This window comes from Rhodocytophaga aerolata, assembly GCF_030503435.1.
In the GTDB taxonomy this organism is placed as follows: domain Bacteria; phylum Bacteroidota; class Bacteroidia; order Cytophagales; family 172606-1; genus Rhodocytophaga; species Rhodocytophaga aerolata.
This window is the reverse complement of record NZ_JAUKPO010000001.1, coordinates 34,938-48,040: the sequence shown is the minus strand read 5'-3', so window position 1 is coordinate 48,040 and position 13,103 is coordinate 34,938. Positions and strand designations below refer to the sequence as shown.

General features: G+C 42.5%; 9 protein-coding genes and 1 pseudogene. 6 read left to right on the top strand and 4 right to left on the bottom strand.

Annotated elements, in window-relative coordinates; all coding sequences use genetic code 11:
- Positions 1-4 precede the first annotated feature (4 nt).
- Together Q0590_RS00175 and Q0590_RS00170 are read right to left on the bottom strand one after the other, a co-directional pair.
- Entirely contained in the window at positions 5-1,369 is a 1,365-nt protein-coding gene (locus Q0590_RS00175) for a zinc metalloprotease (RefSeq protein WP_302035444.1), read from the bottom strand.
- Between the two features lie 601 nt (positions 1,370-1,970).
- Complete coding sequence (locus Q0590_RS00170; protein ID WP_302035443.1) at positions 1,971-2,972, bottom strand: IS110 family RNA-guided transposase; 1,002 nt, start codon at positions 2,970-2,972, stop codon at positions 1,971-1,973.
- Positions 2,973-3,406: 434 nt separating this feature from the next.
- On the opposite strand from Q0590_RS00170, the pseudogene Q0590_RS00165 reads away from it, so the two are divergent.
- A pseudogene (locus Q0590_RS00165) lies at positions 3,407-4,532 on the top strand (IS3 family transposase).
- A 351-nt stretch (positions 4,533-4,883) separates the two neighbouring features.
- Here the strand turns inward: Q0590_RS00165 and Q0590_RS00160 are convergent.
- Both Q0590_RS00160 and Q0590_RS00155 read right to left on the bottom strand, forming a co-directional pair.
- A complete protein-coding gene (locus tag Q0590_RS00160) occupies positions 4,884-6,995 on the bottom strand; it encodes a class I SAM-dependent methyltransferase (RefSeq protein WP_302035442.1) in 2,112 nt (703 codons plus the stop codon).
- Positions 6,996-7,046: 51 nt separating this feature from the next.
- Positions 7,047-7,523 (bottom strand): toxin-antitoxin system YwqK family antitoxin, encoded by a 477-nt coding sequence (locus tag Q0590_RS00155; RefSeq protein WP_302035441.1) that lies wholly within the window; start codon positions 7,521-7,523, stop codon positions 7,047-7,049.
- A gap of 382 nt (positions 7,524-7,905) precedes the next feature.
- Here Q0590_RS00155 and Q0590_RS00150 point away from each other — a divergent pair, with 382 nt between their 5' ends.
- From Q0590_RS00150 to Q0590_RS00130, 5 genes are all read left to right on the top strand, one after another.
- Entirely contained in the window at positions 7,906-8,811 is a 906-nt protein-coding gene (locus Q0590_RS00150) for a glycosyltransferase family 9 protein (protein ID WP_302035440.1), read from the top strand.
- A 266-nt stretch (positions 8,812-9,077) separates the two neighbouring features.
- Positions 9,078-11,540: a PKD domain-containing protein gene (locus Q0590_RS00145; protein ID WP_302035439.1), complete on the top strand. Its 2,463-nt coding sequence runs from the start codon at positions 9,078-9,080 to the stop codon at positions 11,538-11,540.
- 2 nt (positions 11,541-11,542) lie between these two features.
- Entirely contained in the window at positions 11,543-12,052 is a 510-nt protein-coding gene (locus tag Q0590_RS00140) for a hypothetical protein (protein ID WP_302035438.1), read from the top strand.
- The gene (locus tag Q0590_RS00135; RefSeq protein ID WP_302035437.1) at positions 12,049-12,681 is read left to right on the top strand and encodes a hypothetical protein; all 633 of its coding nucleotides are present in this window, start codon (positions 12,049-12,051) and stop codon (positions 12,679-12,681) included. Before Q0590_RS00140 ends, Q0590_RS00135 begins: the two co-directional genes overlap by 4 nt.
- Before the next feature lie 4 nt (positions 12,682-12,685).
- On the top strand, positions 12,686-13,102 hold the full coding sequence (locus Q0590_RS00130) for a hypothetical protein (protein WP_302035436.1): 417 nt from the start codon (positions 12,686-12,688) through the stop codon (positions 13,100-13,102).
- The last annotated feature ends 1 nt before the right edge of the window (position 13,103 follow it).

Genomic DNA, 13,103 nt, shown 5'->3' with positions numbered 1-13,103 from the left:
GTAGCTACCTATTAGGTGCGATCTGTATGTACATATCTTCTGTTAATTCTTGGTCCAACAATGGAGTATATTCCGCTTCTGCTTCCTCTAATATGCCCGCTAGATCACCAAGTTCACCAATAGCAGCACCATCGAATTGCATTATTGTACATTCGTTGGGAGCTGCTAATAACTGTGAAAGGAATCCGCTGCCGTTAACGTCAACTTGGACCTGATTCTGGTCAACTGTATTGTTCTTATTCCAGTCTATAGCCCCTCCTATAGGTGCTGTTTCAATCCTTCCACTTGGTGTACGGTATCTAGTAAAATATCCTTGCATAAGTGGCTCATTTCCTATTCCAGCTTGTTCTACAAGCGTATTTTCTACAAGAGAAAGAGTTGTAAAAGGTTGATACGTATATATAAACGCTCCTCTAAACGGCACACCATCCATCTGAAATAAATAATTCATAACGCTCAAATGATTGGGTTTATAACCCTCATCATCGCTACCTCCATGTTTTAGACCTAGATTATGGCCTAACTCATGTATAAAGGTGCCTATCTTTTGCTCGTTTGTGCCTCCTTTATCATTATTCCAACGACCAAGAGTTACTATAAAATCCGAGTGTGGAATACCCATTGATCTTCCACTGGATTGTCCACCACTATAACTGTTTGCCCATATCATATAATGAAAAAATGGGGCACGATTTGGATCAAAATGTCTTGCTTTTAAAGCAAAGAATTCTTGGGCGTACGGAGAAAGGTTTTCATCATATTCAACTTCATTGCCAGCTACCAAATGAATATTAATTCCAGATAATCCATCTGGATTATTAACTGGTAAGCTAGCAAAAGCGCGTTCGATTCCTAATAAAACTGTAGGATTAGGTCCTAAGCTGTTGGTGGCATCAGCCCTACTCATATAATCCATTTCAACGAATATATCCTTATGTAAAGGGGAAGCTCCCAATGCACGTAAATCAACTCCATTAGTGGGATGTATTTCCCATCCATCCCATAATCCATCACCATCAGTATCAAGGTTATTAGGATCGGTTCTCAATGTTTGCTCTTCCGAAGCTGTAAGGCCGTCACCATCTGCATCATCAGTAAGTCCTGCAGTAGGGTTAGTGGCAATAGTGGTTGCATTTTCGTTTCCAGTAGTGGTGAACACTTTCTTCTTTATTGTTCTGGGAACAGCGAAAGTTTTCTTGTTTTGGGCTTCTTTTATCGCCTTATACTCCTCTTCAGTCAACTCTCTTACTTGGTCTCGCTGTTGCTCTATAACAACCTGTGCTTTTGAATTCGGGTAAAGAAGCAAGAATAAACTAGAAACCACCAATAGCATTCTGAATACCGTTGGCAAAGTGATATCTATAAACATGTTTAGAGAGTTATTTTGAATAATAAGCATTAAACACTAACTTATCAATACCTACTTTTAGGTATTTTAAGAGCCTCTCCTAAAAATTCAGGAGAAGATGATAATATGCATAAGTACTTAAATGCGAAAAAGCCTCCGCAGCAGGGATTTTTCTTCTCATCTCGATGCTGTGACAATAAATGTTGGTTCAGAAAGTGTGAACATTAAGCTGGAAAGTATGGCTTTTAGCCCCTAGTGCTTCTGCAGTAATTCCTTAACTTTTTGTGTTTCCTGTGAAGAAGATAGAGATATCCACTAAAACATCATTACTATTTATAAGCAAAAAGATAATGTTAAATAATGAACCCCGAGAGAAACTGGCCCAAATAAAGCTGTAGCTTTTCGTGGTACAGCTATAGTTAATAAAAATAGGGTTAATGCCTATATAAGACATTGTGATTTGAATTACACTTTATTTGGGACACTATAGGGGCACAAGTTCTAATTTAAGTAATAAAAAAGTTAGTTAGAAAGACATACTCAAAGCATACTTATTTTATCCTATTTTAAAGCTAGTGTCGGAACTGTAGTGTACCCCGAAAATCGGACAGATTTCTATGGATTAAACAACAGAGTAAGTATAATTTTTTTCATATTTTCGGTTTTGTTTTACTACAGCGAATATTCGGGTAATAAGCTTATTACGGACTGCATTTACAACAGCCATTTTGTTTTTGCCTTCAGCTACTTTTCTTAAGAAATATTCCCGTAGTTCTCCCTTGGCCTTGATGGCAGACAAAGCAGCCAGATGTAACAATGTTTTTACTGATTTGTTGGCAAGCGGTGAGACCCGGTTCCTGCCCTTGATACTAGAACCGGAACGATAAGGAAAAGGAGCTACTCCGGCATAGCAAGCATATTTTTTAGCCGTAAAAGATGCTTTGAACTCATTGGTAGTAAGTAATATTTGCACAGCTGTTACTTTACCTACCCCCTCTACAGAAGTAACTAAATTAAAGAGGCGATTCAGTTCTTCGTCGGCGGCAATGAGTTGGGCAATCTGCTTTTCTATCTTCGCTAGATCTTGCTTGAGTGCCTTTAGTGAATTGCAACAGGCTTTTTGTAATGCTTTACTGCCCATACTGACAAACAAGCTGTGTTCTTGTAATGGCACAGAAAGTTGTTTAATTACGTTAAGTAAGCGAGAACGCATACTCGTTAATTGAGTTAGTTGCTGTATTACCTGACGAGGGGGTTGCCATAAACGGACCTGGGAGCAGTTGCGGTAAGCATACAAAGCGATGCGATAGGCATCTACTTTATCATTCTTTCCTCGTTGAATACCACCAGACTTTTTGATCTGTAAAGCATTTTCCAGCCATACATCTACTTGCTGATTGGTTAAATAATCCAGCAAATGAGTCGCATAAATACCGGTATGTTCCATACAAGCCAAAGTTTGTTCAATAGTAAAACCGGGCTGTTGCCTCACCCGTTTCATAAAAGATTTAATCGCCTTAAGGTCGTTTTCTATTTGCTCATGCAGAACTAACTGTCCTTGTTTTACTAAAACAATATCAAGTGTTAGTTTGGAAATGTCGATGCCGATAAAATAGTTGTACATAAATAAAGGTGTGTAAATTTTGATAATCAATAAGATAGTATTGAATCTTTACTCAAAACCATACTAATAGGCTTCAAACCTGTCATTTATTAGCAACCGTTCTTGCCTTAATTTCTATTTGAGTCTGATTCAAAATCCACCCAGGATTCAATCTGTCCGTAAATCCAAGATTTATGTAGTTAAATAAAGCGCCTGGTGTGGAATTCTTTGCCTCAAAGATGAGCATAATTCTGCTACTTGGGGCTTCACCCCAAACCCCGATCCTTTGGGTATTTCAGCTAAGCCACACAAAGCTCACTCGCAAACAATGCTTAACTGAAATACCCAAAGGGAAAAGCAGTATCTAGAGAGAATATTGATTTTATACAGTAAGACAAACCTAATGGATAGTTAAGATGGAAATTGATAACTTAACTATTTGAAAAATACAAGAAATGGAAAACAAACGCAAGCGCTACTCAGCCGATTTTAAATTCAAGGTAGCTTTAGGGGCTGTCAAAGAAAGGCAAACAATGAGTGAGCTGACAGCAAAGTTTGGGGTACATTCCACCCAAATAGGTCTGTGGAAAAAGCAACTCTTGCAAGAGGGTATGGAAGTTTTCAAAGAAGAAACCAAAGGGAAAAAAGAAAATCAGCAGCCATTGCTAGACCGACTTTACCAGCAGATTGGCCAGTTACAGGTAGAACTGGACTGGCTAAAAAAAACGGGTATGGGATAGTCTACAAAAGCGCTTATTGATTGAACCAGCTAACAAACAAATCAGCATAGGCAGGCAATGTGAGTTACTGGGACTGAGTCATTCTACTTACTATTATGAACTATGCCCTGAAAGTCAAGAAAATTTAGATTTGATGCGTTTGTTGGACAAACAGTATATGGATACACCTTACTATGGCATTCGGCGGATGCAGTGGTTTCTAGGGCAAAAAGGTCATGTGGAAAATCACAAAAAAGTAGCCAGATTGCTCCGATTGATGGGTTTAGAAGCAGTTTATCCTAAGCCTAACTTAAGTAAAGCTAATCCGGCACATAAAATATATCCTTACCTGCTGAGGAGTGTAAAGATTGAGCAAGTCAATCAGGTTTGGAGCACAGACATAACTTATATACCTATGGCAAAAGGATTTATGTATTTTATAGCAGTCATGGACTAGTATTCCCGGTTTGTGTTGTCTTGGCAACTGAGCAACTCTTTGGAAATGGATTTCTGTTTAGACGCCTTAGAGACATCGTTTCAATATGGACAACCACAGATTTTCAATTCTGACCAGGGATTACAGTTTACAGCTATAGCTTTTACTGAAAAATTATCCGATAAAGGTATTCGTATTTCTATGGATGGCAGAGGTAGGGCTTTGGATAATGTTTTTATTGAACGATTATGGCGAAATGTCAAATATGAATATGTATATTTATATGCGCCTAGTAGTGGAAAAGAACTCTGGACAGGCATTGATCAATACTTTACCCGTTACAATTATCAGCGACCACATCAGTCGTTAGGGTACCTTACTCCCGCTCAGGTATATTTTCAGAGCAATACAGGAAAAGTACAATAAAGTGAGAAACCTTCCCATCTTATTTCTCACTTCCATCTGTCCAACTCATGGGGTACACCTCACTGGCTATTCTTACCAAAACTCATCAAAGACGTGCCTGTAGTATCTTTCTCTACGGCTTGGATCAATTTAACAAAGCTCTCAAGCATGATGATCAGTTAGTTCTACATTATATTAGTCTTTTGACATGTACTTAGAGTAAACATTATCTTATAATAACTCTTACACTCATGAAAGTGCTTTTCACTGAATTATGAATTATCATTATTGTTTAAACGATGTCACAATCATGATTATGTTCCTGCCTTAAATTTCACTTGTTTATGCCTAAATACCCAGAATTCAAAGGCGCTACTGGCTTTTTTTCTCTACAACTGCCAGGCGCTTCCATTCTTCCAACGATGATTTGCTAAGAGGATGAATGGCTTTTAGATGACATAAATGTTCAAGTTGGGGGCGATAGGGATGCCACCAGGAACCGGAATAGTTGACTTCAACAAACTCAATCCCTATTAATAAACAGCAATAAGAAATATAACCGTCCTCTACAAAATAAGCATGTCGGCCTTGCATAAACTCCATTTCCTTGAGCATAATGAGGGCACCTTTGCTTAGGCCGTATATTCCACCCTGCATGTGGGGGATCCAATCCCCTAGTGGATAGCTATATCCATACGATTCAGCCAGCGACCAAAACCCCATTACATCTTGGGTAGGACGATATTCAGGCGTACCAGCTAGGGCAGTCTTCCCAGTTAATATATGAGCAAATTCTTGATAGAAATCCGGCTCGAGGATGTAAGCATCTGTATCCATCTTAATCACAAAATCATAGTGTTCTCCTAATGCAATCAGGCCATCCCATATAAACCGGTTAAAACCCTGTAGGTCATGATAATCATCAGTCCACTCTCCATGCGGTGCTCTTTCGTAGTGGTGATAAAACCACCCGTTTTCCTTACAAAGTTCCTTTACCCGTCCTTGTTCATCGGGATTGAAATTATCATCATAAACATGAAGGTCAATCTCCCGGGTAAGCTCTGGCCGGCCGGCATAATTCTCAATTAGTAATTCGGTATCCTGAAAGGTTGGCAGGAAAACGCATCCCCGTGAACCAGGTAAAGGCCCTTCCCATGATGGCAGCATCTGCCACAGGCTGCCGCCCACTAACTTAAATTTATGAGGTAAGACTTCCTCCAATGCCGTCCGGACCCCTTCCTTCCAGATATAATCATGGCCGAGAAGTACACCGTTTTTCCTTATCTTTGGTATCCAGGCTAGCAGATCGCGCCTTACTGCCTCATGCGAATGATCCGCATCTACAAAAACTAAATCGACCGAATTATCTTCAAAATAGCTAGCTGCATGGGCCGTATCTTCTCTAATGATCCGTACAGTATCCCGGTGGCCAAGCAATTCCAGGTTCCGTACAAAGACCTGATAAATATCCTTATGGTGTGCCTCTGCAAAGTATTCGTCATTCGGATCAAGGGGCCAAAGATCCACCGCCACCACCTCATTTTTGTTTGCCCAGCAGATGTCCAGGATTTCTGAAATTGACTTCCCTTTCCAAACTCCGAGTTCTACAATGATACCCCTTTTTACCCTTGAGGCCAGCCTTTTATAAACAGCAGCTTCTTCGGGGAAAAACCACCCTCCAAGGTCCGGTTGCTCCTGATGGCGTGACATTTGCAATTCCATAGTGGCAATATTTTCCCCTTCTCCACGTCGAGGTTGGGTATTGATGGCAACTCCAGCCGGCCCAATGTCCTTAAATGTCCAACCTTGCTGGCGGATGGCTTCGCAAAGGAAAACATCGTCATTGCGTTTGATTAGATTGCGATCGGGCCAATCCAGTTGCCTAATAGCATGGGTCCGCACCCACCAGTTACCTCCAGTGACAAAGAACCAACGGCCATCACCACATCCTTTTCCTTCAAAGTCAAACTCCCCCTTACCTCCTGGTGCCCATGATGGTGGTTTCATCCCCCCATACCAATATGCATTTTTGACAAAACCTACCACATCTGTTCCATAGCTAAAATCCCGCTCATGCCCAAAGAAAAATACATGCCCCCATAACACTTCATCTGCTAGCGCCGTATCAGCCCAATCCAAACGAAGACATAATGCTGAGGCTTCCTCTATGAAGGAGTCATCATCAAACCACCAAATATAGTCGGTATCGATTTCTTCAAACATACGCCGCATCATGGGACATTTATTGAGATTCGCATCACTAAAGTACAACCGGTCAATTTTTCCAAGTTCCTGCAGATTTTCCAGGTAAGTTCGGGTGGTATCGCCAACCGCATTGGCACCTACTATCAAGCGGTAAAGATGGCGGTCGCAAAAATGGAGAATGCTACCAATACTCTGGCCGGCTAATGCTGGATAATTCCCATAGGTCAACACACAGATAGTAACCCGGGGATGGATGAGGGAAGGCGTGGATTCAGACATTGCTTGTATTGATAAAAAATCTTTAAAATGAGTAAAGGTATCATGCAAAAACTATTCTGCTACTAAGGGCAATTCCTCACCTTTAAAAATAAGGTTTCCTTTCTTATCAAATTGCTTATAGTAATGGGGATTGCCATCAGCATCCATATATATTTCTACTGCAATTTTATCATTGGGGTGGAATAGGATTTTGGCGATAACCTCTTCTTCGGCATTGTATACCGAATACATAGTCCGGCGCCAGCGATTCTTTCCAGACTGCTCGAAAGCCACCCAAATTCCATTCCGTTTACTATTGACTAGTAATCCTTCTTCTTTCAGTGGTATATCCGGATTATCAAAATGGAAATAGGTTGCCATTCCCTGGAGTGTATCATGCTGATAATGCAGAATAGCCGAAAGTCTACCCTGGGTATCGAAGTTACGCCATTGTCCGTTCTTTATGCCGTTTTCATATACTTCTCCCATACGGATGGGTATACCATTCAAGTCATATTCCACATACTGAAACCCCTTATTGTCATTCACAGTATCACGTTGAGCGCTACACACAGTATATGAGAAATAAAATATGGCAATACAACTATAAAAAAGAAAATTTTTACTGTTAAACATTGCTGTAATTAGCCCCATTGTAATTGCCCCAGCATAAGAAACGAATTTACTGACTTGAATTGAGATAAGCAAAACGATCTATTGTGTAAGTGAGCTTGGTATAACAACGAAGAATTTTTCCCGATTAAAAAAGCAGGTAATAGTACAAAGAATAAAATTAATCAAAAATTTGTTTTTTTAGCCGATGATTACTAGCTTTTATCATTACTCTACTTGATAGTAAAAATAAAACAGGTAACCCATCGCAGCAAAAAAATACATCTTTACCAATTTTCAATCCCCAGGTGACATCGTCATGCTAACAGCCGCTATACGGGACTTGCACCTCAATTATCCGGGAAAATTCATTTCGGATGTCCGTACTTCCTGCTCTGAAATATGGGAAAATAACCCCTGGCTAACACCTTTGGAGATAGAGGATCCCGAAGTCACCATCCTACCCTGTTCCTATCCACTCATTCACCAAAGCAACGAGTTGCCTTATCACTTTATACACGGATTCATCAATTTTCTTAATCACGAATTAGGGTTACAAATTCAACCCACTGCCTTTAAAGGAGATATCCATCTTTCAGCCCTAGAGCAATCTTGGCTACCGCAGGTAGCCGAGATTACAGGAGAAGATAACCCATTCTGGATCATTGTTGCCGGAGGCAAGTTTGATTATACCGCTAAATGGTGGGCTCATGACCGCTACCAGGCAGTAGTAGAGCATTTTCGTGATAAAATACAATTTGTACAGGTAGGGCAGTTAGACCACTATCATCCTTTGTTAGATCATGTCATTGATTTGCGTGGAAAGACCGATCTTCGCCAGTTGGTCCGGCTGGTTTACCATGCAGCCGGGGTAATAACTCCTATTAGTTTGATCATGCACTTAGCAGCGGCGGTACCTTCAAAACCGGGCCTACCTCCTTTAAAACCTTGTGTAGTCATTGCTGGAGGCCGCGAGAGCACACAGTGGGAGGCCTATCCTAACCATCAGTTCATCCATACGATAGGGGCTTTGCCCTGTTGTGCATACGGAGGATGCTGGAAATCCAGGGTATTGCCATTGAGGGATGGTGACGAGAAAGACCAACCGGAAAATCTATGTGTAGACCCTGTGGGATTCCTGCCGCATTGCATGGATATGATATCAGCTGAAGAAGTGATCCGGCGAGTTGAGTTATTTTATCAAGGGGGAATACTTAGCATGTAAATAATAATTAGGAATTCCCTTGGATTTCAAGTAAATAATGCTTAACTCGTTTGGGCAAGCCCTAGCATAATTATCTGACTTTTAAAGCTCTCAAATTATTCTTTCAGTTATACTCCGGAAGAATTATTTCTACATAAACTCTTCATTAAAATACAGGATAAGCCAAAGCTTACTCTAAATATTTTGTCCGAATAAAAGCAGAATATTGTTCATTAATAAACCAGATATCTTTAAAGAAATTATTCTCCAACATTACGGCTTGCCTTATGACTGGAACAAAAAAGGTAATGCTACTTGAACAGGAGCGCTTAGTTCGACTGCATGGCATGGTTGAACCCCAGCTTATAAAATATCCTGGTGTAGATCACGTTGGCGTTGGGGTGAAAGAAGTGAAGGGTGACCTCACACATGAGCTATGCTTCCGGGTATATGTAAAGAAGAAAAGATCGCTGGGAGAACTAGCACCTGCCGACACCATACCCCAGAAGGTAATGGGTATAAAAACCGATGTCTTGGAAAAAGGGGAAACCTACAAGGTTGCTGATTTCACCACATACCGGCCGTTGCGCGGAGGGGTCATGATCCGCAACCAACGGTACCAGAATGAGGGCGAAACCATCCGGGGTACCGGCACCCTGGGATTGATTGTTACCCACACCGCTTCCGGAGAATTGAAAGGCCTCACCTGCCATCATGTAGTTGATGATGGAGTGCACGACCCTGGAGACCCCAATGCCGTCGGCATAGAAATCGGACAACCCCGGTATATCAAATGTTGCTGCTGTTGTACATTTAATGAATTCGGAGAGGTCCACTCAGCCCGGAAAGATGCCACTGTAGATTGTGCCCTTGTAACCCTGGAGGCCGATTTCCGCACCGCCATCACCAACGATGGTCTCACCAATCGCATCGAAGGGATCGGTGATATCACTGGTGTGGCGCAGGCTGTTTGCTGCGAACGGGTGCGAAAGCGGGGGGCAGCCACCCAACTTACCGAAGGCACGGTGGTAGATGTGCTTTACGATGGCAGCCAGCTCCTGATTCGAAGCGATACTCCGGGTAGGTCATTTGCCGATTTCGGTGATTCTGGGGCAGTGCTGGTCAACGATGCCATGCAAGTAGTAGGTCTGCTTTGGGCTGCCATCCGAAGCGATCAGGACTATTTGGGAGTTCTTGATAACCCGGCGACCCCAGATAGAGAGACACCTAGTAAGGTGCAGCTTACCCGCACCCATGGCGTGGCTAGCCACATCGGCCCTGTCATGAGTGCCTTAGGCATTACCATCGCCGGCTCCGGTGCTGGAGGCCTGGCCATCCCTTCATCCTCCTGTTCTTCGTCTTGTCCTTCTTCGCTGAGTTCTTCGTCCAGGAGTTCATCTTCCTCAAGTAGCCGTTCATTGAGCTCTTCTTCGTCCAGCAGTTCGATCTCGGCTAATTCTTCAGGAAGTTCCAGCTCATCCAATGGAATTCATGATGTACCTGGCAGCTCTGCTTCTTCCACATCAAGTGCGGCAGTAATTGTTGTCAACTGGAATGCTTGGCCGGGTGGACAAGCGAATACTGTCCTTAATCCGGTCGAGGAATTCAAGGCCTCTGACTTTGGTTTTGCTGGTAATTGCGATTGGAATGTAAGTAAAGGAAGGATAGCAGGGCTAATTATAGAAACCAATGCCATGACTGCTAACGGAAGGGCAAACATAAAGGTTCGGTTCGATACCCATTCCCCGGGAGTCACTGCAGCTCAGGCCGCCTTTGTTGAGGCTACCCAGGGTGGAGTGACGAAACGCATCCAGCGAACAATATTTAAGATCAAAAATGAAGTTGTGAATACCTCAGCTAACCTACATGCTGATGATTCATTAAGGTTTTCTGTTGGTACAGGAACCCAAACTAATAAAGCAGGATTTGTGAATCCAGGAGATTTTGGGGCGACCCGTTATGCAGGCAAGATTGAAGTGAAGTGGTCTATTCTTCCTACAGGGATCAAGTGGAGCACAAGAGGAATAAACTTTCAAATGGGAAGAGGTTCGGCAGGAGGTGTTGGTAGCAAAGCTGATTGTGTGATGCGAAGAGAGAATGCGTTTACCGATGGGTTTCAAAACACAGCCTCCCCCCATCGAACACATACATCTCAGGCATTTGCCAATGATGGTGATGCAGATGCAGGTGATGCCCAATATCCCAGCGATGCAAAACCAAACATGTTCTTTAGAATTGATGAGCCAGGTTTTAATCGTACCGGGCATAAGCAAGGATATTACAGAGATGACTTCAGAGAGTATATCGAATTCCATAACGGCACAACTTGGATACGTATTACAGAATATATCCCCTGGTTCTGCAATATAACAGCCAAATTACCAGATGCAAGGGCGGACACTCCAAGCAATATAGGCGCTGGTACAACTACAGAAACTATTCCAAATAGCAGGCCGGCCGTAAATGCAGGGGCAGATCAGGCCGTAGCACAGGGAGCGGTTGTTACTTTGGAAGCCACAGAAAGCGATGCAAATAATGATCAGATTCTTTCTTTCCAATGGACGAAAACTTCGGGAGATCCGGTTGTTCTGAGCGATGGAGGAGCAAAAAAGAAAGTAACCTTTACCGCTCCGGCAGCAGCCGGTGCATTAGAATTCAGCGTGGTAATACGAGACAATACACAAGGACTTCCCCGTTCGGCGGGTGATCACGAAAGTTTGCCTGATATTGTAAAAATTACAATTTCTTAGTCATGAAAATAGACCTCGATAAGATAAAGCATGAAAGCCCTCTCCGTAGAGAGTACGTACAACATATCCTTGATACACCGGAAAGCAAAGAAGATCAGGAACTGATCCAAAGCTTAATCGCTGTTTTGCGATTAGAAACGGCAGGCCTGGTAGCACAGGCAACAGCAGCTTATATGTTAGGAAAATTAAAAGCAGAAAAAGCGATACCAGATCTTAAGACAATGGTGGGCACTAATTTAATTCCACCATCCGACAAAAACCCATCGTTAAAGTATGAGCCCGAAACAGCTCTACTTGAAATAGGAGCCAAAGCGAGACCCGCCGTGGAAGAGATTCTGGAATCTGCTGTAGATACTGAACGAATAACCCTGGCAACCATCATGCTTTTTAATCTTACCCAGAGTAAAAGCGAAGTCAAGCAAACATTGGAAAGGATACTTGCTCAGCGAAAGCCCGAAGATGCCAAATTGTTCGATGATGCCTTTGAAGGGCTTAAACAATGGAAAGGATGAAACAGACTCAAAAATTAACAGGATTAATACTGCTATATCTGTTTGTCATGAAGGCGGGACCGGCATGGGCTAATACCCGAATTGTAGGTGATGCGATTTCCATTCAGCCATGCAGATGTAAGCCATCTACCCTCATCCGAGACCTGGGTCTGGATGAACCATACCGTTTGAGGATGTTAGACTGTGTGTTGAAAGAGCCTTCAGCAAAAAAGCGGGAACAGTATATCAAAAAAATGATCAGTTTCCTGGAAGAGGACAATCCTGATAAAAAAGCAGCTGCTACATCCGTGTTCATTTTGGGAGAAATGGTGGCAACAGAGGCCATCGACTTGCTCATCAGACGATTGGAGGTATCTTATATGGGGAGTATAAAAGATATACCTTACCGGATGGCCGATCCGCCAGAAGCTCTTATTCGCATCGGTGAGCCTGCTTTGCAGCCACTGGTTAATGCCGTGCGTACCTATCAGGCCCCTTCTACCCGGGTGGTTATTGCAAGTATTATGTACCAGATTCTTAGAGGAAAAGATAAAGTGCTGTCATACCTGAACAACCTGGAAAACTCTGTAACCCATGGACAGCAGGAAGAAATAAAGATCTTGATTGAAAAGGTAAATGAGTTAAACTAAAGACATGAAAATGTATCGCCTGGAAGTGCTCGAAGAACAATTAGTGGCTACCCCGCTGGGTCGGCAGATCAGGGATATATTCGAAGAACATGTGGAAGAAGTGATGATGCTGATCAACCACAACCGGCAGGTGATGGTTATCTGGCATAGAAATCTGGGCCCAGAGTTTATCAATCATGCTGTGCGGAGCGGAATGGAAAAAGATTTTGAGGTACCCCGGGAAATAAAGGGTATCCAACTTACCACCCTACTCCGGAGGATGGCAGCGGTTCTCCAGGAAAATGGAAGCCCTGCACTGGCCCGGACTATCGGCAATTATTCAGTGCTGGTGCTGAATTGGGCCCAGCGCTGTAACAGTTTACATCAGGTTTTTGATGAGATAAAAAAAATAAATGCAGAGTTTACACCGGGTACAAAATAAA